The sequence below is a fragment of the Salinibacterium sp. GXW1014 genome (genome assembly GCF_044769865.1).
GTDB lineage: Bacteria > Actinomycetota > Actinomycetes > Actinomycetales > Microbacteriaceae > Homoserinimonas.
Genome location: NZ_JBIZWA010000002.1, coordinates 163,577 through 187,796, shown reverse-complemented (window position 1 = coordinate 187,796; position 24,220 = coordinate 163,577). Strand labels below are relative to the sequence as shown.

The 24,220-nt window shown below is 67.6% G+C and carries 24 protein-coding genes and 1 tRNA gene; 6 read left to right on the top strand and 19 right to left on the bottom strand.

The genetic code is table 11. The features are described 5' to 3' along the window. Positions 1-69: 69 nt before the first annotated feature. Positions 70-972, bottom strand: coding sequence for a transporter substrate-binding domain-containing protein (locus ACIQK7_RS10695; RefSeq protein WP_403024519.1), 903 nt, complete (start codon positions 970-972; stop codon positions 70-72). 113 nt (positions 973-1,085) lie between these two features. Next, positions 1,086-1,763: a protein-L-isoaspartate(D-aspartate) O-methyltransferase gene (locus tag ACIQK7_RS10690; RefSeq protein WP_403024517.1), complete on the bottom strand. Its 678-nt coding sequence runs from the start codon at positions 1,761-1,763 to the stop codon at positions 1,086-1,088. 58 nt (positions 1,764-1,821) lie between these two features. On the opposite strand from ACIQK7_RS10690, the gene ACIQK7_RS10685 reads away from it, so the two are divergent. Continuing rightward, the gene (locus ACIQK7_RS10685; protein WP_403024514.1) at positions 1,822-2,691 is read left to right on the top strand and encodes an alpha/beta fold hydrolase; all 870 of its coding nucleotides are present in this window, start codon (positions 1,822-1,824) and stop codon (positions 2,689-2,691) included. Then, complete coding sequence (locus ACIQK7_RS10680; RefSeq protein ID WP_403024511.1) at positions 2,688-3,206, top strand: O-acetyl-ADP-ribose deacetylase; 519 nt, start codon at positions 2,688-2,690, stop codon at positions 3,204-3,206. The genes ACIQK7_RS10685 and ACIQK7_RS10680 overlap by 4 nt, the downstream gene beginning before the upstream one ends. A gap of 64 nt (positions 3,207-3,270) precedes the next feature. On the opposite strand, the gene ACIQK7_RS10675 is transcribed toward ACIQK7_RS10680, so the two are convergent. The 11 genes from ACIQK7_RS10675 to rplU form a co-directional block, all read right to left on the bottom strand. Next, positions 3,271-3,347: transfer RNA gene (locus ACIQK7_RS10675), tRNA-Ala, on the bottom strand. 39 nt (positions 3,348-3,386) lie between these two features. Further along, a complete protein-coding gene (locus ACIQK7_RS10670) occupies positions 3,387-4,349 on the bottom strand; it encodes a hypothetical protein (RefSeq protein ID WP_403024509.1) in 963 nt (320 codons plus the stop codon). Continuing rightward, entirely contained in the window at positions 4,346-4,747 is a 402-nt protein-coding gene (rsfS, locus tag ACIQK7_RS10665; RefSeq protein WP_325210660.1) for a ribosome silencing factor, read from the bottom strand. Before rsfS ends, ACIQK7_RS10670 begins: the two co-directional genes overlap by 4 nt. A gap of 41 nt (positions 4,748-4,788) precedes the next feature. Continuing rightward, the gene (locus tag ACIQK7_RS10660; protein WP_403024506.1) at positions 4,789-6,210 is read right to left on the bottom strand and encodes a hypothetical protein; all 1,422 of its coding nucleotides are present in this window, start codon (positions 6,208-6,210) and stop codon (positions 4,789-4,791) included. 47 nt (positions 6,211-6,257) lie between these two features. Then, on the bottom strand, positions 6,258-6,863 hold the full coding sequence (nadD, locus tag ACIQK7_RS10655; RefSeq protein ID WP_325210662.1) for a nicotinate-nucleotide adenylyltransferase: 606 nt from the start codon (positions 6,861-6,863) through the stop codon (positions 6,258-6,260). Positions 6,864-6,873: 10 nt separating this feature from the next. Further along, positions 6,874-7,074, bottom strand: coding sequence for a hypothetical protein (locus tag ACIQK7_RS10650; RefSeq protein WP_403024503.1), 201 nt, complete (start codon positions 7,072-7,074; stop codon positions 6,874-6,876). A 44-nt stretch (positions 7,075-7,118) separates the two neighbouring features. After that, a complete protein-coding gene (locus ACIQK7_RS10645; RefSeq protein WP_403024500.1) occupies positions 7,119-8,387 on the bottom strand; it encodes a glutamate-5-semialdehyde dehydrogenase in 1,269 nt (422 codons plus the stop codon). Between the two features lie 37 nt (positions 8,388-8,424). Beyond that, the gene (gene proB / locus ACIQK7_RS10640) at positions 8,425-9,264 is read right to left on the bottom strand and encodes a glutamate 5-kinase (protein ID WP_403024497.1); all 840 of its coding nucleotides are present in this window, start codon (positions 9,262-9,264) and stop codon (positions 8,425-8,427) included. An 8-nt stretch (positions 9,265-9,272) separates the two neighbouring features. After that, entirely contained in the window at positions 9,273-10,847 is a 1,575-nt protein-coding gene (obgE, locus tag ACIQK7_RS10635; RefSeq protein WP_403024494.1) for a GTPase ObgE, read from the bottom strand. 94 nt (positions 10,848-10,941) lie between these two features. After that, positions 10,942-11,199: a 50S ribosomal protein L27 gene (gene rpmA / locus ACIQK7_RS10630; RefSeq protein ID WP_147721442.1), complete on the bottom strand. Its 258-nt coding sequence runs from the start codon at positions 11,197-11,199 to the stop codon at positions 10,942-10,944. A gap of 27 nt (positions 11,200-11,226) precedes the next feature. Continuing rightward, positions 11,227-11,535 carry a 50S ribosomal protein L21 gene (gene rplU / locus ACIQK7_RS10625; protein WP_403024490.1) on the bottom strand — a complete coding sequence of 103 codons (309 nt, stop codon included), beginning with the start codon at positions 11,533-11,535 and terminating at the stop codon, positions 11,227-11,229. A 228-nt stretch (positions 11,536-11,763) separates the two neighbouring features. On the opposite strand from rplU, the gene ACIQK7_RS10620 reads away from it, so the two are divergent. Beyond that, the gene (locus ACIQK7_RS10620; protein WP_403024487.1) at positions 11,764-12,048 is read left to right on the top strand and encodes a DUF4031 domain-containing protein; all 285 of its coding nucleotides are present in this window, start codon (positions 11,764-11,766) and stop codon (positions 12,046-12,048) included. Here the strand turns inward: ACIQK7_RS10620 and ACIQK7_RS10615 are convergent. Together ACIQK7_RS10615 and ACIQK7_RS10610 are read right to left on the bottom strand one after the other, a co-directional pair. Continuing rightward, the gene (locus tag ACIQK7_RS10615; protein ID WP_403024484.1) at positions 12,037-13,176 is read right to left on the bottom strand and encodes a hypothetical protein; all 1,140 of its coding nucleotides are present in this window, start codon (positions 13,174-13,176) and stop codon (positions 12,037-12,039) included. The genes ACIQK7_RS10620 and ACIQK7_RS10615 overlap by 12 nt on opposite strands. A 16-nt stretch (positions 13,177-13,192) precedes the next feature. Then, positions 13,193-15,808: an Rne/Rng family ribonuclease gene (locus ACIQK7_RS10610; RefSeq protein ID WP_403024482.1), complete on the bottom strand. Its 2,616-nt coding sequence runs from the start codon at positions 15,806-15,808 to the stop codon at positions 13,193-13,195. Positions 15,809-16,239: 431 nt separating this feature from the next. On the opposite strand from ACIQK7_RS10610, the gene ACIQK7_RS10605 reads away from it, so the two are divergent. After that, positions 16,240-17,061, top strand: coding sequence for a vitamin K epoxide reductase family protein (locus tag ACIQK7_RS10605; protein ID WP_403024479.1), 822 nt, complete (start codon positions 16,240-16,242; stop codon positions 17,059-17,061). A gap of 8 nt (positions 17,062-17,069) precedes the next feature. Here ACIQK7_RS10605 and ndk read toward each other — a convergent pair whose 3' ends face one another. From ndk to ileS, 4 genes are read right to left on the bottom strand one after another with little or no spacing between them, the layout of a single operon-like run. Continuing rightward, on the bottom strand, positions 17,070-17,486 hold the full coding sequence (gene ndk / locus ACIQK7_RS10600) for a nucleoside-diphosphate kinase (RefSeq protein WP_325210691.1): 417 nt from the start codon (positions 17,484-17,486) through the stop codon (positions 17,070-17,072). A 33-nt stretch (positions 17,487-17,519) separates the two neighbouring features. Further along, the gene (locus ACIQK7_RS10595; RefSeq protein ID WP_403024476.1) at positions 17,520-17,858 is read right to left on the bottom strand and encodes a DUF4233 domain-containing protein; all 339 of its coding nucleotides are present in this window, start codon (positions 17,856-17,858) and stop codon (positions 17,520-17,522) included. A gap of 35 nt (positions 17,859-17,893) precedes the next feature. Beyond that, positions 17,894-19,279: a bifunctional folylpolyglutamate synthase/dihydrofolate synthase gene (locus tag ACIQK7_RS10590; RefSeq protein ID WP_403024474.1), complete on the bottom strand. Its 1,386-nt coding sequence runs from the start codon at positions 19,277-19,279 to the stop codon at positions 17,894-17,896. Then, a complete protein-coding gene (ileS, locus tag ACIQK7_RS10585; RefSeq protein WP_403024471.1) occupies positions 19,272-22,577 on the bottom strand; it encodes an isoleucine--tRNA ligase in 3,306 nt (1,101 codons plus the stop codon). Before ileS ends, ACIQK7_RS10590 begins: the two co-directional genes overlap by 8 nt. A gap of 301 nt (positions 22,578-22,878) precedes the next feature. Between ileS and ACIQK7_RS10580 the strand changes: the two genes are divergently transcribed. Together ACIQK7_RS10580 and ACIQK7_RS10575 are read left to right on the top strand one after the other, a co-directional pair. Continuing rightward, a complete protein-coding gene (locus ACIQK7_RS10580; RefSeq protein WP_403024468.1) occupies positions 22,879-23,427 on the top strand; it encodes a hypothetical protein in 549 nt (182 codons plus the stop codon). Next, positions 23,406-24,218: a PKD domain-containing protein gene (locus tag ACIQK7_RS10575; RefSeq protein WP_403024465.1), complete on the top strand. Its 813-nt coding sequence runs from the start codon at positions 23,406-23,408 to the stop codon at positions 24,216-24,218. Before ACIQK7_RS10580 ends, ACIQK7_RS10575 begins: the two co-directional genes overlap by 22 nt. Positions 24,219-24,220: the final 2 nt, after the last annotated feature.

Sequence of the window (24,220 nt, the reverse complement as noted above, 5' to 3'; positions counted from 1 at the left end):
CTTCTCCTGGTGCGAAGGCAGGCAAGGGGTGGGCGGGCCCGTCACCGGGCCCGCCGCTCGGCTGACTCGTCAGCCCGTGACGGGGTTGTAGAGGGGCTCGTCGACAGCGACGTTCTCGAGCCCCCACTTCTCCATGAACTCGATGTACTGGCCGCTCTCGAAGAGATTCTGCATGGCCTTGTGCAACACAGGGCCGAGCTCGTTGTCCTTCGGCGCGAACATTGCGAGGAGGTCAACGCCGGCCCCCTGCGCGTCGGACTGCGTGTGGTACGCGAAGGTGTCCGGCGTCTTGTCGAGGATGTCGATCGCGGCGGTCTCCGTCACGGCGAGGGCGTCGACTCGCTCGGACTGCACGGCGAGGATGGTCGAGTTGGTGTCGGCGAGCCCGACGAAGGTGTTTGCCTCCATGCCCTCCGAGACGCACCAGTCATTGAGCGCAGCGACCTGTGTCTCGGTGACGGAGCCCGTGACTCCCGAGATCTGGATGCCGCAGAGATCCTCCTCCGACTCGAAGTCGTCTTCGCGACTCTCGAGGAAGACGTAGGAGGTGCGGGTCGTGAGCCACACGACGGCGTCGAAGTCCGCCTCGCGTTCCTCGGTCGTGCGCACAGGACCGTTGAACGCGTCGTAGCGCCCCGAGAGCATGCCCGTGAGGATTGCGGGGAGCCCCGAGGCGATGTCGATCTCGATGTCAACGCCGAGCTGCTCCTCGAGCATGGCCTGGAACTCGGGGTCGATGCCTGTGACCGATCCGTCCTCTTCAACGGTGCGATAGGGCGGGTGACTGTCGCCTGCAAAGGTCAGGGTGCCTTTATCCTTCGCCCACTGGGGAAGCTCGTCGTAGAGGGGCGCCTCAGCGGTCCCGGTCGCGGGCTCCGTGGGGTCCGGCTCCTCGGCGGGCGTGGCGCATCCCGCCAGGAGCAGCCCGGCGGCGCCGAGAGTGAAGAGTGCCATGGGTCGGTGCAGGCGCATGTGAATTCTCCATTGGATTCAGCCGATGCCTCGGGGGTTCCCTCGGCATTCAGGGTCGACTCAGTACCCAGAAGAGTAACGACTCGCTGCACGAGCGTCAATAGATGTGTTGCCTATTCTGCTGATCTGTCTCGATTCCCTCCCCCAGGATGGCCGTGCTCCCCCACGAGCGGCACGAACGCCACGCCGAGGAGTGGCGTCTCGGTGACCCGGCCGTCGACATCCTTGCGCACGAGGAGCAGCTGCTGGTGGCCGTAGGAGCCCTCGACCGGCATCACGAGCCGGCCGCCGGGCGCGAGTTGCTCGAGGAGCGGCGGAGGAACCGAGGGCCCCGCCGCCGTCACAACGATCGCGTCGAAGGGCGCCCCCTCGGGCAGTCCCCACGTTCCATCCGCCGAATGCACGTGCACGTTGTTGTAGCCGAGTCGCGACATCCGCTCCGCCGCCTGCTCCGCCAAGCGGGAATGGCGCTCGACCGTGTCGACGCGGGCAGCCAGCTTTCCCAGCACGGCGGCACCGTAGCCCGAGCCTGCGCCGATCTCGAGCACCCTGTCGCCCTGCTCCACCCGCGCCGACTGCGCCATGAAGGCGACGATGTAGGGCTGGGAGATCGTCTGGCCCTCCTCGATCGGCAGCGGCCGGTCAGCATAGGCATACCTGCGCGCGTGCTCGGCAACGAACTCTTCGCGCGGCACCGCCGCCATCGCCGCGAGCACCCGCTCGTCTTCGACCCCCCTCGCACGCAGGTGGCGGGCGAGCATGACTTCCTTGTCCCTGGCGAGGCCGTCCATGCCGCAATCATGCCGCCGCCCTCCCCTCCCGCCAAGGCCCCGCAATACACTGTGAACGATGCCTTCCCACACCACACCGCCGTGGTTCGACCCGGCGCCCTATGACTCCGGACAGCGCCACGAACTTCAGAGCAGCGGCGTCCGCATCCGCTACCGGACGGGTGGCAGCGGCGACGGGCCCCGCATCCTCTTCGTGCACGGCGGGCGCGCCCACGCCGCCTGGTGGGCGCACCAGATAGCGCTCCTCGGCCCTGACACGCCCAAGTGGGCGGCGCTCGACCTCTCCGGGCATGGCGACAGCGAGTGGCGGGAGCACTATCGAGCCGAGTTGTGGCTGGGCGAGGTGCAGGATGTCGCGGCCGCCCTCGGCGCAGACGACGAGCTCATCCTGGTTGGCCATTCGCTCGGCGGCATGCTCTCGATCCTCACCGCGGCATCCGGCACTGTTCCTGCCATCCGCCACGTCGTCTCGGTCGACGCGGTTCCCCTCGTCCCAGGCGACGCCCCAGCTCGGGCGGAACAGCCGGCCAGCACGCCCTCCTATCGAGAACTCGGCGACGGCATCGCAGCATTCGCCGATCGCTCGGCGCGCAAGCACTGGCCGCGCTGGCTCGCGCGCTTCATCGGGGAACGGAGCCTGCGCCCGCACGACGGCGGCTGGACCTGGAGGCACGACACGGCGCCTCGCATCATCGAACGCCCCGTGATCGAAGACTTCGACGCCCTCGACCTGTCACGACTCACGCTCGTGTCGGGACGACGCTCCCCCTATCGCGACTCGCTCCTTGCATCCGGGTTCCTGCGCCGCGCGGGCGATGAGCTGCGCCACTTCTCGCTCGACGCGGGCCACGACGTCATGATGGAGCAGCCAGAGGAGTTCCACGCGCTCTTGGTCGAGGAGCTCGCGCTCGCGGAGGCACCCCGATGACGCTCCCGCTGGCAGCCCACGGCGACATCACGCAGCAGTCAGTCGATGCGATCGTCAACGCGGCCAACAATCGGATGCGCGGGGGCGGTGGTGTCGACGGCGCCATCCACCGGGCTGGTGGTCCCGAGATCCTGGACGACTGCATCGCACGTTTCCCCCACGGTCTCGCGACGGGCGACGCTGGCTGGACGACCGCGGGCAGGCTCCCCGCCCGCTGGGTGATCCACACGGTGGGCCCGAATCACGCCGCCGGTGAACGCGACCGCTCACTCCTCGTCTCCTGCTATCGCCGCTCCCTCGAGGTCGCGGAGGAACTCGGGGCACGCAGCATCGCCTTCCCGCTCATCAGCGCCGGCGTCTACGCGTGGCCGCGAGACGACGCCATCGCCGCCTCGGTCGCCACGCTCGCGACGACTCCCACCCGCGTCGAGGAGATCCGCATCGTGGCGTTCGACGAGGCAACACACGATCAGGTGCAGCGGGCGATCCGCGCCTACTCCCCCGAAATCCAGTAACAACACAAAACGGCTGAATCCCAATCGCTGGGACTCAGCCGTTCATGTTGCCTCAAGAGGACTTTGGTGGATCCAAGGGGATTTGAACCCCTGACCCCCTGCATGCCATGCAGGTGCGCTACCGGGCTGCGCCATGGACCCTCGTTGTTTGTCACTCCGTGAAGCAACTTCTCAAGATTACTACATTCCTGCCGAGCGCAAAATCGAGTGCGCCCGGAGTGTCTTCATTCCACGGATGGCGGAGCGGATCTCCTGCAGATGCTGTTGCGCACCGAAGTGCTGCGTGTGCTCTCCGAGGTCGTTCGACCGGGCATCCGCCCCCACCGTCTCGACAGCCATCCCCGCCTCAATGCCAAGTGTCTCCACCGCGACGGCCGCCTGATACGGCACGTAGATGGGCGTGGTCACGACGAGCACCGAGCTCGCGTCGCGCCCACTCAACTGCGCCCAGTGCCGGAACGTGTCGGCGGTGTCGGCGCGCCGCGCTTCGGGGGCACTGGACGGAGCCGCGACCACTTCGAAACGCACGCTCGGATGAGCGTCCCACGCGAGACGGGTCGCCCGCGCATTGCGCTCACCGCCATGGGTCACAGCGGGTGCGCCCAAGTCGAACGCCCGGCGCATCCCCTCGGCCATGGCATCCACCTCGTCGTCGCCACGAACGCCAAGCGCTGCCGCCAGCGCAGCCTCGTCGCCTTGGAACGCCCGGTGCGCCCCCACGAACACGACTTGCCGGGCAGCGATACCCGCGTCCAGGAGCGAGCGCACGAACCGCGGCTTCACGACACCAGCGCGCACCATCCCGCCCGTCATCACGATGGCGTCATAGCTTCGGGCCCGGGGCAATGATGAGACGAGGCCAAGTTCCGGCGCGACCTGCAGCACGGCGGCTGCCTGCTCCGGGCTCAGTACTGCGGATGCCGCGAGGTTGCGCTCTCTCCCCCGACGAAAGTCCCAGTGCTCGGCCGAGAAGGCGTCAAGCCACTCGAGGAGAAACTCCGTGTCGCCCTCAGCGGGGCGCTGCCCACCCCAGAGACGTACGAGTTGCCCGAGCGCGTCGGAACGAACCCATGCTGCGATGCCGTCAGCGGTCGCCTCGGCGGCTCCCGCACTGCCGCTCCACGAGGGCACCCACGCGGTCATGCCCGCGCGTCGGCTCCTGCACTGCCGGCACCGGGCGCTTCGGGCAGGTCGAGAGGAATCGCCGGGCAGTCCTTCCAGAGACGCTCGAGCGAGTAGTAGATTCGCTCCTCCTCGTGGAAGACGTGCACGACGAGGTCGCCGAAGTCAAGGAGCACCCAGCGGCCCTCGCTGCGGCCCTCGCGGCGCAGGGGCTTGCTTCCGGCTTCGATCAGCTTGTCCTCGATCTCGCTGGCAATGGCGAGCACGTTGCGCTCATTTCGACCGGAAGCGAGCAGGAATACGTCCGCGAACGGCAGCGGCTCCGAGACATCGAGGGCGACCAGGTCGGACGCCTGCTTCGAGTCGGCCGCCGTCGCGGCGATGGTGAGAAGTTCGAGGGCGTGCTGGGAGGCGGTCACAGATTCCTAAAGGGTGGGTACTGACATTCGTGGGGACGAGTCTAGAACGTGCCGAACACGAATCCCGCGACAACCAGCACGGTGACACTCACCATCATCGCTCCCGCGGTGATCGCGAGCACGACAGGAAGACGGTTGCCGCTGCCCGAGTTGCGCGACATCGCGATGACGTCGCGCGGAGAGGTGTGCGTGCTGACGGCACGGATCGCGCGGACGGGAGCGGACTCCCCCTCGATGTCATCACGGTCGGCAGCATCGATGATGGCGTCGAGTTCCGAGTGGTCGTAGCGCGCGGGGTGCGCTCCCGTCGTACCGAGCGTGGTCGGCAGCGTGATCGAGCCGGTGATGAGCACCTCGCCCGTCGCCGTCGCGAAGGGAACGGCCAGGTCGGAGCCTTCCGGCACCGCGGGAAGCACGAGGGCATTGCTCGTGATGGGACCGGTCGATGTCGAGATGTCGCGCGACGTCACCGAGTCGGCGGACTGGCTCGCGTCGTCGAGCGCCTCCTGGGTCGACCAGTGGCCGACGGGAGTGACCTGCTGCTGCGGTGCGAAGTCGATGCCTCGAGCGGACTCGGGTGAGCCGGGCAGCATGGTGGGCGGCGGGTACTGCGCAAGCGAGTACTGGGGAACGAACTCGCCCGTCGGTGCTGGGGGCGGGGAGAGCTGGGGTGCCGGCAAGTCCGCGAGCGTGGGGATCTCGGTCGGCGACGTGCCGAACGGCATCCCGGCAGGCGGCGCAAGCGCTGAGAGCGGCACGCCCGTGTCGGACGGTGTCTCGACTGCTTCTTCCGCAAGCGGCTCAAGGGGCGCGACGGGAGCCACGTCAAGCGAGGACGGGATGTACTGGGGGTCCGCAAGCGCCGCGTGCGGCGGCTCGACGAGGGGCGGTGGTTCCGTCACTGCCTGAGGCTGTGCTGGGGCCACCTGCGCCTCAGCCGGTTCTGCCTGCTCCGCCTCGCGGGCCCGGGCGGCCTCGAGCGCGCGAAGTTCACGCCGGGTGAGCGGGCGGCCGGCCGGCGCTGGCGAAACGTCGTCAACGGCTGGTGCCGGCGGCGGGGTGACCGCCGGGGCAGCGGGCTCGGCCGGACGGAAGTCGCGGAGCCGGTACGCGTGGGCGTCCGAATCGGGTTCGGCTGGGGGCGCGGCCGGAGCCTCGCGCGTGTCTGCTGCCGGCGCGAAGGCGGCAAGGTCGGCGAAGGAAAGTGCCCCGGTCTCGGCAAGGCGCTGCGCGCGACGCGATCCGGGCCGGATGGGGTTCGCGGAGGTCGAGGGCGCGCCGTCGAAGCGGGCGGGCGTCGCATCCGGGGCTGCGGGAGCTGCGGGCGGGAAGGTATCGAACGGAACAGAATCCTCGTGGCCGGAATCCCCCATGGTCGCCTCCGGGTTGTCGAGATCGATGCTGCCCGTCTGGGCCCGGGCGCTGGAGAACTCACTGCCACCCTCGTGGGTTCGCTCGTTCATCCTGACCTGCCTCCGCGAAAGCGGCGGCTGGTCACCCCAGGCTGTCATTACTCACTCCGATACAGATGATGTTTGGCGATGTACTGTACTACCCCGTCGGGTACGAGGTACCAGACGGGAAACCCCCTACCTACCCGGCTACGACAGTCCGTCGAAGAAATCGCCAAGGCAGGCACCTCTAGCAAGCTTACGTCGTGCTCCGGCAAACCGGAAACGTTCAGGATGTGACCTGGCCGTGAAACCGCTACGAAATGGGCGAGTTCGAAGAGTTGGTCGACGTTCTTCCAGTCGACGATCTGGGCGATGGCGTCCGCTCCCGTGATGAAGAAGAGCTCGGCCTCCGGCCGCAGGCGCTGCATGTCGTGCAGCGTGTCGATCGTGTATGTGGGCCGGTCTCGATCGATGTCGACTCGGCTCACCGTGAACGATGGGTTCGACGCCGTCGCGATCACCGTCATGAGGTAGCGGTGCTCGCTGCCCGTGGCATCCGGCTTCTGGTACGGCTGCCCCGTCGGAACGAAGACCACCTCGTCCAGGCCGAAGTGCTGGGCAACCTCGCTGGCGGCGACGAGGTGGCCGTTGTGGATGGGATCGAATGTCCCACCCATGATGCCGACGCGAGGACGACCTGAGTCGGGGTCCACCGCCGTCATCGACGCGCCGTTAGTCGTGCGTGCCCGCGCCGGGGCCCGCGTTCGTGGACTGACGCGTGTTGCGGTGCGCCACGTCGCGGAAGCTGTAGGTGACGAGGCCGATCGTCACGAAGACGGCCGCAGCAATGACCGCGAACCAGATGGGGTCCATGATCATTGGGGCGAGCTCGTGGTGGCCCTCTTCGGCAGCGATGACAGCAAGCAATGACATTAGTTCTCCGTTCGACGCGTCTCTAATCTACCGTGCGTGGCGGGTCAACCGCGCACCTGGCCGGAACCGCGCACAATCCACTTGGTGCTCGTCAGCTCAGGGAGCCCCATGGGGCCGCGCGCGTGCAGCTTCTGGGTCGAGATGCCCACTTCGGCACCGAAGCCGAACTCTCCCCCATCGGTGAATCGCGTCGAGGCGTTGACCATCACGACGGCCGAATCCACCTCGGCAAGGAAGCGTTCGCTGCTTGCGAGATCCGAGGTGACGATCGTCTCGGTGTGGTGGGTGGAGTACTGACGGATGTGGTCGAGCGCGCCATCGAGGTCGTCGACGACCCGCACGGCAAGGTCGAGGCTCAGGTACTCGGTCGCCCAGTCCTCCTCCGTCGCAGGCAGGACATCCGCGAAGATGGCCGCAGTGCGGTCGTCGGCGTGCAGGGTCACACCGCTCTCGCGGAGCGCGGTGAGCACGGCTGGCAGTAGTCGCTCGGCCGCATCGGCGTGCACGAGCAGTGTCTCGGCGGCGTTGCAGACGCTGGGGCGGTGGGTCTTCGCGTTGTGCACGATCTCGACCGCGGCGCTCACATCAGCCGAGGCGTCGAGGTAGACGTGTACAACGCCGGCGCCCGTCTCGATGACCGGCACCTGGGATTCGCGCACGACCGTCTGGATGAGGTCTGCACTGCCGCGCGGGATCAACACGTCGATGAGGCCACGGGAGCGCATGAGTTCGGTCGCACCATCGCGACCGAACTCGTCAATGCCCTGCACGAGCTCACCGGGGAGGCCGACCGAGGAGACAGCATCCTGGATGATCTGCACGAGGGCCGTGTTGGAGTGGATCGCCGCCGAGCCCCCACGAAGCACGACAGCGTTGCCGCTCTTGAGCGCCAGCGACGCGATGTCGATCGTGACATTGGGCCGGGCCTCATAGATGGCGCCGACCACGCCGAAGGGAACGCGAACCTGCGTGAGAGCCAAGCCGTTCGGCAGGCTCGAGCCCTGCACGACGCGACCCACGGGGTCGGCCAGGGCCGCAATGTCACGCACCGCGGCGGCGAGACCGTCAAGTCGCGCTGCGTCGAGCCGGAGGCGATCCTGCAGGCCTTCGCTCAGCCCGTTCTCGCGCCCATTGGCGAGGTCGAGTTCGTTCGCCGCGAGGATTCGATCGGCGTTCCCCAAGACGGCCGCGGCGATAGCCTCCAGCGCGTCGTTCTTGAGCTGCGTCGTCGCGGTGGCGAGAGCACGGGAGGCATGTCTCGACGCCACCAGCTTCTGCTGGAGAGTGGGGGTCGCAAGGGTCTGCTCGGGCATGGGCCCAGTCTACCGACCGCCCGAAGGCACCTGCCGGTCAGCCGAGCGAGTGCTCGACGAGGCCCGCCGCGAACCACGTGCCAACGGAGGCACCGCCCAGCGCCTCGCTCACCTGCGCGGTCGAGGTCAGCAGCACCGGGGTGCCGGCGCCGGCCGCGAGCCGAGCAGCATCCACCTTCGTGCGCGCTCCTCCCGTGCCGACCCCGGCCGCTCCGATGCCGCCGAACTCGACCGAGTCGAGCGACTCACCAAAGGCAACGTCGACGATGCGCTCCGAGCCCTCGACCCACGGTGGCTTCGTGTAGAGGCTGTCGACGTCGGAGAGCAGCACGAGCACATCGGCATTCAGGAGTTTTGCCACGCGAGCCGCCAACTCATCGTTGTCGCCGAAGCGGATCTCCGCGGTCGCGACCGTGTCGTTCTCGTTGACGATCGGCAGGATCCGCAGGTCGAGCAGCCGCTCCATGGCGCGCCGTGCGTTGGCACGATTGACCTTCGCCTCGAGGTCGCCTGCGGTCAGGAGTACCTGTGCGGCCACGATCTCGTAGCGGGCGAGGCTTTCCTGGTAGCGGTAGATGAGCACGTTCTGGCCCACGGCCGCAGCGGCCTGCTTCGTGGCGAGGTCTGCTGGGCGGTCCTGCAGGTTCAGGAACGGCAGCCCCGTCGCGATCGCACCGGACGACACGAGCACGATCTCCGCACCACGCGCGTGGGCGGCGGCGAGGGCGTCGATGAGAGGCGCGACCTGACCCGCGTTCTCGCCGCTGATCGATGATGAACCCACCTTGACGACGATCCTCCGGGCACGCGGGATGTCCGCTCGCGTCGTGACGGGGCTCAGCGTGGGAATCGTGCTTGTCGTGGGCTGCGCTGTCATCGGTCCTGTCAGTCGTCTGAAACGGATGCTTCGCCCGAGCTCTCCTCGGACGCTGCGGAGTCGCGGCGATCCACCGCGAAGCCCTCATCATCATTCCAGAGCCCGGCCTCGCGTTCGCGAATGAGCTCGGCGCGGGCAGCCGCCTTGGCGTCCATGCGCTCGAAGTACGCCTCGCGGCGCGCATTGCGGGTCGGCCTCGCGGACTCGCCGAGGCGTGCATCCGTGCCTCGCGGGCTCGTGATGAGTTCCGCGGCGGAGGTCAGCGTCGGCTCCCAGTCGAAGACGACACCCTCGCCGGCACCGATGATGACGGTCGATCCAGCGACGGCGCCCGCTTTGAAGAGCGAATCCTCGACGCCGAGCTTCGCAAGGCGATCCGCAAGGAAGCCGATCGCCTCGTCGTTCGTGAAGTCGGTCTGGGCAACCCAGCGCTCCGGCTTTGCGCCGATGATGCGGTAGATGTTGCCGTGGGTACCGCCCTCGACGCGCACGTCGAAGGCCGCCTCATTGACCGCCCGTGGCCGAAGCACGATGCGCTCGCGGGGAGGCTCCGCAGCCTTGGCGGCACGCTCCTCCTCGACGAGCTCGCCGAGGGCATAGGAGAGCTCCCTGAGCCCGGCGCGACTCACAGCCGAGACCTCGAAGACGCGGTATCCCTGCTGCTCGAGCTCAGGGCGCACGAACTCGGCGAGGTCGCGCCCATCCGGCACGTCGATCTTGTTCAGGACGACGACCTGGGGGCGCTCCAGTAGTGGAGCCTGCCCCTCCGGCACCTCATAGGACTCCAGTTCGTGACGGATGATCTCGAGGTCGCTGAGCGGGTCGCGGCCAGGCTCGAGGGTCGCGCAGTCGAGCACGTGCACGAGCGCGGAGCACCGCTCCACGTGACGAAGGAACTCGAGTCCGAGACCCCTGCCCTCGCTCGCGCCCTCAATGAGGCCGGGGACGTCAGCGACCGTGTAGCGACTCTCCCCCGCCTGCACGACGCCGAGGTTCGGGTGCAGCGTCGTGAAGGGGTAGTCGGCGATCTTGGGCTTCGCAGCCGACAGTGCCGCGATGAGGCTCGACTTGCCTGCCGAGGGGTACCCGACGAGAGCGACATCCGCGACGACCTTGAGCTCGAGGACGACGTCGCCCTCCCAGCCGGGGGTGCCCAGCAGGGCGAAGCCGGGAGCCTTGCGCTTGGTGTTGGCGAGGGCCGCGTTGCCGAGGCCGCCCTGGCCACCGGGCGCAACGACAATGCGCATACCCGGTTCCGTGAGATCGGCGAGGACGGTGCCGTCTGGGTCTTTCACGACCGTGCCGACGGGAACCGCCAGCTCGAGGTCGGATCCCGTCGTGCCCGCACGGTGGTCTCCCATGCCGGGCTGCCCATTCTCGGAGCTGCGGTGGGGTGAACGGTGGTACGACAGCAACGTCGTAACCTGCGGGTCGCTGACCAGCACAATGTCACCACCGTGGCCGCCGTTGCCCCCGTCAGGTCCGGCGAGAGGCTTGAACTTCTCGCGCTTGACTGACACGCAGCCATTGCCGCCGTGCCCCGAGCGCAGGTGCAGGGTCACGTGGTCCACGAAGGTTGCCATAACCGTGATCCTTGTCTCGAAACGGGCCGCTGGGCCGGGTGAAAAAACACCGAAGGGCGAGCCGAAGCCCGCCCCACGAGTGAAGTGATAGTGCCTAGGAGGCAGCCGCCACGATGTTGACGACCTTGCGGCCGCCCTTCTGGCCGAACTCGACCGCTCCCGCCTCGAGGGCGAACAGCGTGTCGTCGCCACCACGGCCGACGTTCACGCCGGGGTGGAAGTGCGTGCCGCGCTGGCGGACGAGGATCTCGCCTGCGTTGACGGTCTGGCCGCCGAAGCGCTTGACGCCGAGGCGCTGTGCGTTCGAGTCGCGGCCGTTACGGGTGGACGATGCGCCCTTTTTATGTGCCATTGGTCAGCCCCTAATGCTTTCGGATGTCTACTTGATGCTCGTGATCTTGACGCGCGTGAGCTCGGAACGGTGGCCCATACGGCGCTTGTATCCGGTCTTGTTGCGGTAGTTCTGGATGACGATCTTGGGGCCGCGGAGGTCGGCGAGGACCTCAGCTGTGACCGTGACCTTCGCAAGCGCCTGCGCGTCGTGCGTGATCTTGTCGCCGTCAACGAGCAGCACGGGGGCGAGCTCGATGTTGCCATCCTTGTTGGCCGCGATACGGTCAAGGACGACGACCGAGCCGACCTCGACCTTTTCCTGCCGACCGCCGGCGCGCACGATTGCGTAAACCACTTGGGAACCCTAACTACTTGAAGAAAAGCTTCATGATTTCGCCGCGGCTGGTGCCCGACGAAGAACTTGGCGTTGAATGCGGGCTTGGCCAGCGCACGCCAAGGGTCAATACTAGTCGACACCCGGGCTGGCGGTCAAACCTCATCAAGCATAGCCGCTCCGCGAACGCTGCCACGCCATGAGCCGGCCGCACGACGCTCGCGAGATTTCCAAGTCTAGACTCCACACATGGCGGTTTTGATCGACACGCCCATGTGGCCAGCGCACGGCACGCTCTGGGCTCACCTCGTGAGTGACGAGGCCATTGACGAGCTCCACGACTTCGCGCAGCGCGCGGGACTCCCTCGGCGGTCGTTCGACCTCGACCACTACGACGTGCCCGCTGAGCGGGTAGCGGCGCTCATCGAGATGGGGGCCACACCCGTGGGCAACCGCGAACTCGTGCGACGCCTCGCCGCAAGCGGCCTTCGGGTCAGCCAGCGTGAGCGGCGCGCTGGAGGCTCATCCCGCTGAGGCAGTCCACTGGGCCCCGAATCCGGGGAACTCAGCGACGACGTTGCCGTCGACAATCGAGATGATGCGGGTCACGATCGACACTGCCCGGGCGTGCGGGAAGTATGCGTCGGAGACCATGCCAGCGACATCCGGAACCACTTCGACCGCCAGGTGTCTACCATCCGGTGCGACCTCGAAGCCGTCGATGCCCTCCTGGTCGCTCGCGCGGTAGAGCACGCGCGGCGACTTGCCGTCGTCGACCACGATCGCGCTCGACACGCGCCCGCTCTCGTCCACGGGCAGCGCAAGCTTCTGCACGCGCTCGGGGCCATCGACGAGGAACACGACGTCACCGCCGAAGGGGATGGCACCGTCGACGGGCGTGGGGCCGAACGGCACGGCCGTGCCGTCGTTGAGGGTCAGCTCGACCGTGTCGTGGTGGTCGCGCACGATAGCGGTGCCGCCGTCTGCGGAGACGGCCTCGATACCCTCCCACTCCCCCAGGGCTTGAGCGTCATTCGGTGCCTCCGGAGCGAATCGCAGCAGCTCCTCCTGCGTGTCGATCGCGAGCATCTCGCCGCCTCCCGGAAGCCAGGACCATGCCGCCGCCGCGAATGGAGCGCCGTCGCGTTCGATGACCTCTGCGGCATTCTGGCCCGCCTCGATCCAGAGCAGCGCATTGGAGAACTCGCGCTCCTGCGGGTCTCCCGCACTCGTGAATCGGAACGCTGTGCGCTCACCCTCCGACGCGAGCGAATCGACAGAACCCTCCGCGGGGAGAGCGACCTCGCTCGCGGTTCCGTCCGCTCTATCGACTGTCGTCACGGAGTGAGCTTCGGGTGTGCCACTCACGACGACCAGGCTGCTCGCAGTGGCGGCGAATGTGACGATTCTCTCCGCCGAATAGGCGACGGATGTCTCGCCTGTCTCCAGATCAAAGCTGATGACGGCATCGGGGCCGCCCACAGCCGGGTCAGCACGATCGAGCACGTAGCCCGTGCGCACCTCAGGGAGCGGGGCCGAAGCGTCGCCCCCTCCTTCAGGACTGTCATCCCGCAGGAATACGAAGAACACGACAGCGACCACCCCGAGCGTGAGCACCGCGAGGCCGACCCAGAGGGCACGACCTCGCGTCGCCATGCTCATGTGTGGCCGATCGCGATCAGTCGTCGAGCGTGATCGACGTGCCCGATCCCGCCTGTACGACGCCGGCGCTCGATGCGCGGCGTGAACCGCGGGAGCGACCCTGCCCGGGCTGCTTCGGCTCCGGCAGGGCATCCAGCACAGTGCCGAGGATCTGTTCCGCGTCTTCCGAGCTGATCTTGCGTGCGGCACGGGGCGCCTTCACGACGGGGATGTCGAGGATCTCGACGACCTCTTCCTGCGATTCGGCAGCACCGTCTTCAGCAGTGCTGTCGCCCTTCGCGTCTGCCTGCGGGGTCGCGTCGGCCTTCGCCGCCGCGTCTCCAGCGTCTGCATCCTTCGACTCCGCCGTGCCCTTCGAACGCGAGCGCCGGGAACGGGACTTCGAGGGCTTCTCCTCGGCGGTGGTGCCGCCCGTCGTGGCATCGGCTGTGGCCTGCGCGGCCTGCGTGTCCGACTTCTCTGCACTGTCGGAGTCCGCCGGCTGGTTGGCGATCGTGCTCGCCGCAATCTGGGCGAGCGCGTTCTTCACGTCCTCCGTGATGGCATGGGTCGCGGCCGCCTTGGGTGCAGCGTTGGAACCGCCGCCGTTGTTGCCGTTGCCATTGCTGTTGCCGTTGCCATTGCCATTGCCGCCCTTGCCACCACGGCCGCGGCGAGATTCTGGCTGCGGGGTCTGGCGGTGCTTCGTGACAGGGTCGTGGTGCACGATGATGCCGCGGCCGGCGCAGGTCTCGCAGGGCTCACTGAACGACTCGAGCAGGCCGAGCCCGAGCTTCTTGCGGGTCATCTGCACGAGACCGAGCGAGGTGACCTCGGCGACCTGGTGCTTCGTGCGGTCACGGCTCAAGCACTCGACGAGGCGACGAAGCACGAGGTCGCGGTTCGACTCGAGCACCATGTCGATGAAGTCGACGACGATGATGCCGCCGATATCACGCAGGCGCAGCTGGCGCACGATCTCCTCGGCCGCCTCGAGGTTGTTCTTGGTGACCGTCTCCTCGAGGTTTCCGCCCGAGCCGACGAACTTGCCCGTGTTAACGTCGACGACGGTCATGGCCTCGGTGCGGTCAATCACGAGCGAACCACCCGAGGGCAGCCAGACCTTGCGGTCGAGCGCCTTCTCGATCTGTTCGCTGATGCGGTACTCGTCGAAGGAGTCCTTCTCTCCGAGGTGGGCCTCGACCCGGTCGACGAGGTCTGGTGCGACCTGGCGCAGGTAGCTCGTGATCGTCTCGCGGGCATCCGCCCCCTCAATGACGAGCTTGTGGAAGTCCTCGTTGAAGACATCGCGCACGATCTTGACGAGGAGGTCCGGCTCGCTGTGGAGCAGGGCCGGCGCGTTGACCGACTCCATCGCGGAGCTGATCGCCGACCACTGCGAGGTGAGGCGGTTGACGTCGAGCGTCAGCTGCTCCTCAGTTGCACCCTCGGCAGCCGTGCGCACGATGACGCCCGTGTTGTCGGGGAGCACCTCCTTGAGGATCTTCTTGAGACGTGCCCGCTCGGTGTCGGGCAGCTTCCGGCTGATGCCGTTCATCGATCCGTTCGGCACGTACACGAGGTAGCGGCCCGGGAGCGAGACCTGGCTCGTGAGCCGGGCGCCCTTGTGGCCGACCGGGTCCTTCGTCACCTGCACGAGCACCTTGTCGCCGGGCTTGAGCGCCAACTCGATGCGCCTGGCCTGGTTCTTGCCCTCGGCGGAGTTCTCAGCTGCAGCATCCCAGTCGACCTCGCCCGAGTACAGCACGGCGTTGCGGCCGCGACCGATGTCGACGAAGGCGGCCTCCATGCTGGGGAGCACGTTCTGCACGCGACCGAGGTACACGTTGCCGATGAGCGACGACTCCTGCGACTGGGCGACGTAGTGCTCGACCAGCACGCCGTCCTCCAGCACGCCGATCTGAATGCGGTTGTTCTTCTGGCGCACGACCATGACGCGGTCGACGCTCTCGCGGCGCGCGAGGAACTCCGCCTCCGTGACGACGGGACGACGACGGCCGGCGTCACGGCCGTCGCGACGGCGCTGCTTCTTGGCCTCGAGACGCGTCGAGCCGCGCACCTTCTGCGGTTCATTCGATGGCTCTGGCTGCTGCTTGGGCTGGCGAGCCTGGCGGCCGGAGGATCGCTCCTGCGGCGCCCGGTCCTGGGAGCGCTCGGATTCGGCCTGCTCGTCGTCACCGGAGCGTCGACGGGTGCGACGGCGGCTCGACGAGGACTCGTCTGCGACATCGTCGGATGGCGACGGCGGAACCATCGTCGGCAGGTCGGGGGCGCGGAAGAGCAGGGTCGTCGTCGATGTCGCGACGAGCGGCTCAGGCGCAGCGGAACTCTCCCGCGACTCGGTCGTGGCCGACGTCTCGGCCGCGGCATCCTCGGAGGTCTCCTTCGCGGCGGCCCCGGTGTCTTCGGCGTCGGGAGTCGCCACTGGTGTGGGCGAGTCAGCGGCAGCGGGCTCTGCGGGAGCCTCAACCTCGGCAGTCAAATCCGCTCCTTCCTCGGAAGGCGCGGCGACGGCACTCTGCGAGACCTCGGCTTCGCTGCCCTTCGCCCTGCGGCCCCCGAAGAGCCTCACACGCCTGCGCGAGCCTTCCTTCTGCGAACCACCGTCATTGTTTTCGTTTGTCTCCACCATCGCTGGTGCACTCCTAAGCCGGTATGGCAAACCGCGCTGCCATCCGGAACTCTCTCGCGGGGCCCGCAATCGGCGGTCCCGCTAATCCTCACGACGCGTTTCGCGCGGATACGTGCAGCTGTGCCCTGCGGCTCCTGCCCTTGACGGTTTCGTCCTCAGGCGAACTCACGGATGCTGCTGTAGCGGTATCGGCCCTGTCTCGCTCGTCTTCTGTCATTCGGTACTGCACGCCCGGCGTGCCATGCCTGTGACGACCTCGTCGTCACTGTCGCGAACGACTCGGCTGGCAGGCCGGAAAGCTTCTTCTTCGTCACCGAGAGCGCGGCTCGCGGTGAACACCTCACAAATTATCGCATGCATCCGCGAGAGTGCCGCATTGAGGGAGCAAGTCGCCTGCGATCGCCGGCCCCAGCGGATGACAGGATGGGCCTATGGTCGACGTCCTGCGTGCCCGCCGAGAGGCTTGGGCGCTTCTCGCAACCGCCGCTGTGGCACTGTCGGTCGCGGTCGCCTGCTTCGTGCTGACGTTGCATGCCTTCAGCGGCATGTCTCCTGAGACACCGTTCGAACCGCTTCTCCTGGGAGTGCCCGCGCCGACCGCCGCCCTTCCGCTCGCGACGCTGCTCATCGCCTTTGCGAGCATCCGCGCGGCGGCTCTCCGCTCGAGCGAGGGCACGCGAACGGCACCGCGGCGGCTGGCGGGAGCATTGCTCGTCGTCGCGGGCGGGGTCGGACTGCTCGCCGCATGGGCACTCACGGCCGACAAGGTCGTGACACTGACGCAGCCGGAGGCACCCCTCGAGTGCAATTTCAGTCTGCTCGTGCAGTGCGGCGCGAACCTTGAGTCGTGGCAGGGATCACTGCTCGGCTTTCCCAATCCGTTGCTCGGCCTCGTGGGTTGGTCGGCCGTGATCGCAGTGGGGGTCTGCCTGTTCTTCGGCATCCGCATCGCGGACTGGCTCTGGGTCGCCTTCGCCGTCGGCGTCGCCGCAGCGATGGCGTTCGTGCTGTGGCTCATCGGCCAGAGCATCTCCGTGCTCGGCACCCTGTGCCCGTGGTGCATGGTGACGTGGTCGGTCACGATTCCCGTGTTCTGGTGGGTCTCGGCGGAACTCGCGCGGCGGGTCGGAGGCCCCCGGCTCTCGGCCGGGGGCGCCCGCATCGCAGGGTGGTGGCCGACACTGACGGTGTTCAGCTACCTCCTCGTTGCCGTGCTCGCACAGCTACGGCTCGACGTGATCGCTCACCTCTGAGCTGGGTCTCAGGCGAACCAGAGCGCGAGTTCCCGCGCGGCCGACTCGGGCGAGTCGCTGCCGTGCACGAGGTTCTGCTGCACGCGTGCGCCCCAGTCGCGCCCGAGGTCGCCGCGAATGGTGCCCGGTGCCGCCGTCGTGGGGTCGGTCGTGCCCGCGAGGGAGCGGAAGCCCTCGATCACGCGGTTGCCCGCGAGGCGGATGGCGACGACCGGGCCGCTCTCCATGAACTCGACGAGGGGCTCGTAGAAGGGCTTGCCCTCGTGCTCGGCGTAGTGCTTCGCCAGCAGCTCACGGTCGGGCTGCACGAGACGCAGGTCGACGAGTTGATACCCCTTTGACTCGATGCGACGGAGGATCTCCCCCGTGAGTCCACGGGCAACGCCGTCGGGCTTGACCAGGACGAGTGTTTCTTCGATTTCCATTGACTTGGTGCTCCTTTTACTGGGGGACGAAGGTCAGGCGGGGGTGATACCCATAGCGGCATTGCGTCGGTCAAGCTTGCGACCGGTGACGAAGCAGTAGATCCAGATCGCCACGAAGATGGCGCCGGAGACGTAGAGGGCCGGCAGGAGCAGTCCCAGCGCGATGAGGCCGACCTGGAGCGCCCACCCCAGCCACTCGGCCCACGGGAAGCGCAGGTATGCCGCCGTGATCAGGAGCAGTGCGATGAGCAGCACTCCCCCGCCGAGCGCCACGAGGGGCGGCAGGATGTCGAGACCGAAGATCGTGAGCGCCACGAAGAACACGAGGGCCGCTTCGAGGCCGAGCACGATCGAGAGCAGGCTCTCGGTCACACTGCGGACGCGACGCTGCCGGGGCGCGCGAGCCATCATGCCTTCCACCCCTCACTCTTGGCCAGGTCCATCGCTTCGCCCACGAGCGTGATGGACCCCGTGACGATGACAGCGCGCTTGGGTGCTTCCGCGGCCCAGCGGCGCGCGGCATCCGTCGCCTCGGCGAGCACGTCGTACTCCCAGGTGGCGTCGGCTCCGACGAGGTTGCGCACGACATAGGCGAGGTCGTCGGATGCCACGGCGCGCTCAGATTCCGACTGCGTCACGTAGAAGCGGGTCGCCATCGGGGCGAGCCGCGCCACGATGCCGTCCAGGTCCTTGTCCTCGAGCACGCCCAACACGACGGCGATCTCATCGAAGTCGAAGTAGTCCCGCATGGCAGCGACGAGAGATTCGGCGCCCTGGGGGTTGTGGGCGGCGTCGACGATGACGGTGGGGTCGACGCCGATGAGTTCGAGACGCCCTGGCGAGGTCGACTCGGCGAGGCCCTGCTCGATGACGTCGCTGACGATCGCCTGGGCGCCGCCGCCGAGGAACGACTCGACGGCAGCCACCGCCAGTGCCGCGTTCTGCGCCTGGTGCGTTCCGTACAGCGGCAGGAAGACCTCGGAGTAGCTCGCCGCGCGCCCCCGCACGGAGACAAGCTGTCCCCCCACCGCGACGGTCGAGGAAGCCACATCGAAGGCCTCGCCCTGGAGCACGAGCTCGGCACCCACCTCGCGGGACTTCGCCTGCAGCTCCGCGAGGGCCGTCGCATCCTGCTCGGCCGAGACGACGATCGCGCCGGGCTTGATGATGCCGGCCTTCGTGCGGGCGATCTCCTGCACGGTCGAACCGAGCCGGTGCATGTGGTCGAGTGCGATGGGCGTGATCACGGCGACCGCACCGTCGGCGATGTTGGTCGAATCCCACTCTCCGCCCATGCCGGTCTCCAACAGGACGACGTCGACGGGCGCATCCGCGAAGCTCGCAAAGGCGAGCAGGGTGAAGGCTTCGAAGAAGGTCAGCGGCGCTTCACCCTCCCCCTCGAGCTGGGCATCCGTCATCTCGAGGTAGGGCTGGATGTCGCGCCAGTTGGCAATGAACGCCTCGTTGCTGATGGGTTCGCCATCGACGAGGATGCGCTCGTTGACGCGGCTGAGGTGCGGGCTCGTGAGGAGCCCCGTGCGCAGCCCGTGCGCCCTGAGGAGGCTGTCGATCATGCGGGCCGTGCTCGTCTTGCCGTTGGTGCCCGCGACGTGGATGACGGGCGCGGCCGCCTGCGGGTCGCCCAGGAGGGCCGCCGCCCGACGCGTCGGCTCGAGTCGCACCCGCGGTGTCGCCTCACCCACGCGCGCGAGCAGTTCCGCGTAGACGGCATCGGCGTCGCCCTGCAACAGGGCGTCGTCCGACAGCTCGGGATCATTCGTGAGTTCAGACATCGATTCCTTCTCCCCAGCGCGCCACATCGAGCACGATGCGGCCCGCATTCGAGTACTGCCCCGCGCGGACCTCGGCACGGTGCGCGCCTGCTTCGCCCCGCAGTTCCGCCCCTGCGCCGCGATGCACCCTCATCTGGCGCGACAGTGTCTCTCCCGACACGAGTTCCGTGAACGACTCGAGCGCGTCGGCATCCGCGTCCGCCTCGGCGAAGACGTCGAGACGGATGCGGTCGCTCACGTCGAACCCGGCGCCACGGCGAGCATCCTGCACGGCCCTCACGAGGTCACGTGCGAGTCCCTCCGCCTCAAGCTCGGGCGTCGTCGCGGTGTCGAGCAGCACGAAGCCGCCGCCCGGCAGGAAGCTGATGGCCTGCTCGGAGGACCCGGCCGTGAGCTGGAGCTCGAACTCGCCCGGCAGCAGTTCGACGCCGCCCGCGATCACATTGTCGCCAGCGGGGGCCCAGTCGCCGGACTTCGCCGCCGCGATGACCTGCTGCACGGCCTTGCCGATGCGGGGACCTGCCGCGCGGGCGTTGACCGTGAGCTTGCGCTCGATGCCGAAGGCACTGAGGCTGTCCTCCGCGAGCGGAACGAGGTCGACCGCCTTGACGTTGAGCTCGTCGCGCACGATCGAGCTGAACTCCTCGAGACGGGCGCCGTCGTCGCTCACGACCGTGAGGCTCGCGAGCGGCAACCGAACGCGGCGACCCGTCGCCTTGCGCAGGGCGAGCCCGGCGGAGGCGATCTCACGCACACGGTCCATCGTCGCCGCGAGAGTCGGGTCAGCCGGGAACTCCTCCGCGTCAGGCCAGTCGGTGAGGTGCACGCTGCGCCCGCCGGTGAGGCCCTGCCACACCTTCTCGCTCACGAGCGGTGCGAGCGGGGCGGCGAGCCGGGTCAGGGTCTCAAGCACGGTGTAGAGCGTGTCGAAGGCGTCCTTGTCGGTGCCCGCCCAGAAGCGGTCGCGGCTCCTGCGCACGTACCAGTTCGTGAGCACGTCGGCGAAGTCGCGGAGCGCATTGGCCGCGAGCGGGGAGTCGAGGGCGTCAAGATGCGCTGTGACATCCGTCACCAGCTGCCGGGTCTTCGCGAGCAGGTAGCGATCGAGCACGTGGCCCGAGTCGGTGCGCCGGCTCGCCTCGTAGCCGCCCTCCTGCGCCGCGTTCGCGTAGAGGGTGAAGAAGTAGTAGGTGCTCCAGAGCGGAAGGAGGAACTGCCGCACTCCCTCACGGATGCCCTCCTCCGTCACGATGAGGTTGCCACCGCGGATGACCGACGACGACATGAGGAACCAACGCATGGCATCCGCGCCGTCGCGCTCGAAGACCTCGTTGACATCCGGGTAGTTGCGCAGCGACTTCGACATCTTCTGCCCGTCATTGCCGAGCACGATGCCGTGGCTGATGACGTTCTTGAACGCCGGGCGATCGAAGAGTGCCGTCGACAGCACGTGCATCGTGTAGAACCAGCCGCGCGTCTGCCCGATGTACTCGACGATGAAGTCGGCCGGGTTGTGGGTGTCGAACCAGTCCTTGTTCTCGAAGGGGTAGTGCACCTGGGCGTAGGGCATCGAGCCGGAGTCGAACCAGACGTCGAGCACGTCCTCGATGCGGCGCATGGTCGACTGGCCCGTCGGGTCATCCGGGTTCGGGCGGGTCAGGTCGTCGATGAAGGGGCGGTGCAGGTCGGGTTCGCCCTCTGCGTTGCGTGGCAGCGTGCCGAAGTCACGCTCGAGCTCCTCGAGCGAGCCGTAGACGTCGACGCGGGGGTACTCGGGGTTGTCGCTCTTCCACACCGGGATCGGCGAACCCCAGTAGCGGTTGCGCGAGATCGACCAGTCGCGGGCGTTCCCCATCCACTTGCCGAACTGGCCGTGCTTGACGTTCTCCGGCACCCAGTTGATCTGCTCGTTGATCTCGACGGCGCGGTCGCGGAACTCCGGCACGCGGATGAACCAGCTCGAGACCGCCTTGTAGATGAGCGGCTGGCGGCAGCGCCAGCAGTGCGGGTAGCTGTGCTCGTAGCTCTTCTGCTGCAGGAGGCGACCGTCAGCCCTCAGCAGCTGGGTGAGCGGCTTGTTGGCGTCGAAGACCTGCAGGCCCGCGACCGGCTCGACGGCGGGCAGGAAGCGGCCACCGTCATCGACCGAGATCACGACGGGGATGCCCGCCTTGGCGCACGTCACCTGGTCGTCTTCACCGTAGGCGGGCGCCTGGTGCACGATGCCCGTGCCCTCACCCGTCGCGACGTACTCGGCGACGAGGATCTGCCACGCGTTCTCGTAGCCCTCCGCGTGGGCGTAGAAGTCCCAGAGCCGGTCGTACTTCACACCGCCCAGATCGGCACCCTTGAGGGTGCGGGTGACGGATGCCGCGGCATCCGCTGCGCTCTCGTAGCCCAGGTCCTTCGCGTAGGCCGCGACGGTGTCGGCGGCCAGGAGGTACTGGGAGACCGCCTCGGCCGAGCCGTCGCCCGCGCCCAGCGGACCGCTCGGGATCACGGCGTACTCGATCTCGGGGCCGACCGCGAGGGCGGCGTTGGTGGGGAGCGTCCAGGGGGTCGTCGTCCATGCGAGGGCGCGCACGCCCGTCAGCCCGAGCGCCTCGGCCTTCTCGCCCACGAGCGGGAAGGTGACCGTGACGGTCTGGTCCTGGCGCATTTTGTAGACGTCGTCATCCATGCGCAGCTCATGGTTGGAGAGCGGGGTCTCGTCGTTCCAGCAGTACGGCAGCACGCGGAAGCCCTCATAGGCGAGGCCCTTGTCGTAGAGGCGCTTGAAGGCCCAGATGACCGACTCCATGAAGGAGATGTCGAGGGTCTTGTAGTCGTTCTCGAAGTCGACCCAGCGGGCTTGCCGGGTGACGTAGTCCTGCCACTCGTTCGTGTATCGCAGCACCGACTCGCGCGCCGTCGCGTTGAAGGCCTCGACGCCCATCGACTCGATCTCGTCCTTGCGCGTGATGCCCAGCTGGCGCATCGCCTCCAGCTCGGCGGGTAGCCCGTGGGTGTCCCAGCCGAAGCGGCGGTGCACCTGCTTGCCGCGCATGGTCTGGTAGCGCGGGAACAGGTCCTTCGCGTAGCCAGTCAGGAGGTGGCCATAGTGCGGCAGACCGTTCGCGAAGGGCGGGCCGTCGTAGAAGACCCACTCGTCGCATCCCTCGCGGTTGTCGATCGACGCCTGGAAGGTGTCGTCGCCCTTCCAGAAGGCGAGGATGCCCCTCTCGATCGCCGGGAAGTCAGGGCTCGGCGTCACGGGTGCTGCGGGCGTGCCGTCGTGGGAGGGGCGCGGGTAGGTCAAGTCTTCTCCTGGCAGTGACGAATCTGCACGAGGACGACGGATGATCTGCTCACCCTCCGCGGTACCACCTCGCTTGTCGCATCCGGTTTCGTCGAGCTCAACCCGCGATGCGACCGCTTGTTCCTTGGCTGTGACGGGCCAGACCCGTTCGGTTCTACTGGGCGGGTGCCGGGGCATCCGCTGTTCTGCCGAAGACTCCCCGGTGATGGCCGGATCAGTGCCTGTGACTCAAGGATACCGTGGGAACGCGGACTGTGGACAACGAGCGCCACGCAGGAGCGACCCTCGTTACTGTCGGCGCATGCGTGCCGCCCGCAACACTCTCGCGTCCGTCATCACCGTGATGCTGTGTGCCCTGCTCGCGGCGGGCTGCTCCGCGGACACAGCACAGCCGCAGCCGGGCACCGACAGCCCGGCGCCCGCCTTCGAATCCGACGAGGCGGCGCTCGCTGCAGCCGAGGCGGCGCTCGCGGAGTTCTGGGAAATGAACAACCGGATACTTCAAGAGGGCGGAGCCGAGCCGGAACGGATTGCAGCGGTGGTGACTGCGGATGCCATTTCAGGGCACACGGACTCGCTGTCACGGTTCGCGGCAAGCGCCCGAAAACAAGAGGGGTCCATTGACTTTGATCGAGTTGCTCTGCAGCAGTGGTACGGCTCCGCAACGGCGGCGACAGTGATGGTCACCTTGTGTGTGGACAACTCTCAGCGACAGGTCTATGAGAACGGCGACCTACTCGACCTTACGCACGTTCCGGCTCGTCAGGCCTTTGAAGCTAAGTTGACGTCAGACGGGGAGGCCGGTCTTCGGCTGGACAGGATGGAACCGTGGCCGTCACTCGAGTGCTGACTGTTATCTGCATAGCGGCGTTTCTCACCGCGTTCGCAGCGGCGGCACGCGCCGCGGAGACCGAAACCGTCTGCACGACAGAGGACGTCCTCAATCAGCTTTGCGTCACCGCGACCGTCGATGATGATGTCGACACCGTCGAATTGGATGGCACAGCTTCTGGCGACAGTTCAGCCTCGGAGTCCGAGGGTGGGGACGGGGGACCCTCTTCCGCGCGAATCAACCCTGAGATCCTCACCGGCTCAAGCGACGGCATCACCTTCAACTGCGCCGACTTCGTGTCCGAGTTGTGCACGACCGTGCGGCGCGCGCCGCGTGTGTCCGATCTCGTCTCGTTTGGCGCGGCCGCGCCCATGCTGACGATGGAACCAGACGGATGGGCCGCGGTCGGCCTCCCCACCAACTTCATCGCAAGCGCCGCGGCCCACGAACGACACGGGCTCCTGCTGGGCGCACCGGCATCCGTGCAGTTCATCCCCGTCGGCTATCGCTTCGATTTCGGCGACGGTACGACGGTGTCGTCCTCGACCGGCGGGGACACATGGGGAGCATTGGGGGTGGACGAGTTCGAGCGCACGCCCACCAGCCATACCTACGCTGAACGGGGCACCTTCACGATCTCAGCGTCGGTGCTCTACCGCGCCCGCTTCGCGTACGACTCGACGGGTGATTGGTTCGACATTCCCGGCACACTTTCTGTCGACGCCACCACCACGGCGAGGGCCTACACGATCGACACCGTCCTCGTCAGCCGTACCTGCCAGGAGGACCCCAGCGGCGTAGGGTGCTGAGC

Excerpts from the sequence above, each read along its gene's own strand:
- proB (WP_403024497.1), bottom strand. The coding sequence starts at position 9,264 with ATGACAGCGCAGCCCACGACAAGCACGATTCCCACGCTGAGCCCCGTC.
- ACIQK7_RS10650 (WP_403024503.1), bottom strand. The coding sequence starts at position 7,074 with ATGTCATTGCTTGCTGTCATCGCTGCCGAAGAGGGCCACCACGAGCTC.
- ACIQK7_RS10620 (WP_403024487.1), top strand. The coding sequence starts at position 11,764 with ATGGCGGTTTTGATCGACACGCCCATGTGGCCAGCGCACGGCACGCTC.
- ACIQK7_RS10670 (WP_403024509.1), bottom strand. The coding sequence starts at position 4,349 with ATGACCGCGTGGGTGCCCTCGTGGAGCGGCAGTGCGGGAGCCGCCGAG.
- ACIQK7_RS10590 (WP_403024474.1), bottom strand. The coding sequence starts at position 19,279 with ATGTCTGAACTCACGAATGATCCCGAGCTGTCGGACGACGCCCTGTTG.
- ACIQK7_RS10660 (WP_403024506.1), bottom strand. The coding sequence starts at position 6,210 with ATGAACGAGCGAACCCACGAGGGTGGCAGTGAGTTCTCCAGCGCCCGG.
- ACIQK7_RS10605 (WP_403024479.1), top strand. The coding sequence starts at position 16,240 with ATGGTCGACGTCCTGCGTGCCCGCCGAGAGGCTTGGGCGCTTCTCGCA.
- ACIQK7_RS10615 (WP_403024484.1), bottom strand. The coding sequence starts at position 13,176 with ATGAGCATGGCGACGCGAGGTCGTGCCCTCTGGGTCGGCCTCGCGGTG.
- ACIQK7_RS10680 (WP_403024511.1), top strand. The coding sequence starts at position 2,688 with ATGACGCTCCCGCTGGCAGCCCACGGCGACATCACGCAGCAGTCAGTC.
- ACIQK7_RS10690 (WP_403024517.1), bottom strand. The coding sequence starts at position 1,763 with ATGGACGGCCTCGCCAGGGACAAGGAAGTCATGCTCGCCCGCCACCTG.
- ACIQK7_RS10580 (WP_403024468.1), top strand. The coding sequence starts at position 22,879 with ATGCGTGCCGCCCGCAACACTCTCGCGTCCGTCATCACCGTGATGCTG.
- obgE (WP_403024494.1), bottom strand. The coding sequence starts at position 10,847 with ATGGCAACCTTCGTGGACCACGTGACCCTGCACCTGCGCTCGGGGCAC.
- rpmA (WP_147721442.1), bottom strand. The coding sequence starts at position 11,199 with ATGGCACATAAAAAGGGCGCATCGTCCACCCGTAACGGCCGCGACTCG.
- nadD (WP_325210662.1), bottom strand. The coding sequence starts at position 6,863 with ATGACGGCGGTGGACCCCGACTCAGGTCGTCCTCGCGTCGGCATCATG.
- ACIQK7_RS10685 (WP_403024514.1), top strand. The coding sequence starts at position 1,822 with ATGCCTTCCCACACCACACCGCCGTGGTTCGACCCGGCGCCCTATGAC.
- ACIQK7_RS10695 (WP_403024519.1), bottom strand. The coding sequence starts at position 972 with ATGCGCCTGCACCGACCCATGGCACTCTTCACTCTCGGCGCCGCCGGG.
- ACIQK7_RS10645 (WP_403024500.1), bottom strand. The coding sequence starts at position 8,387 with ATGCCCGAGCAGACCCTTGCGACCCCCACTCTCCAGCAGAAGCTGGTG.
- ACIQK7_RS10610 (WP_403024482.1), bottom strand. The coding sequence starts at position 15,808 with ATGGTGGAGACAAACGAAAACAATGACGGTGGTTCGCAGAAGGAAGGC.
- ndk (WP_325210691.1), bottom strand. The coding sequence starts at position 17,486 with ATGGAAATCGAAGAAACACTCGTCCTGGTCAAGCCCGACGGCGTTGCC.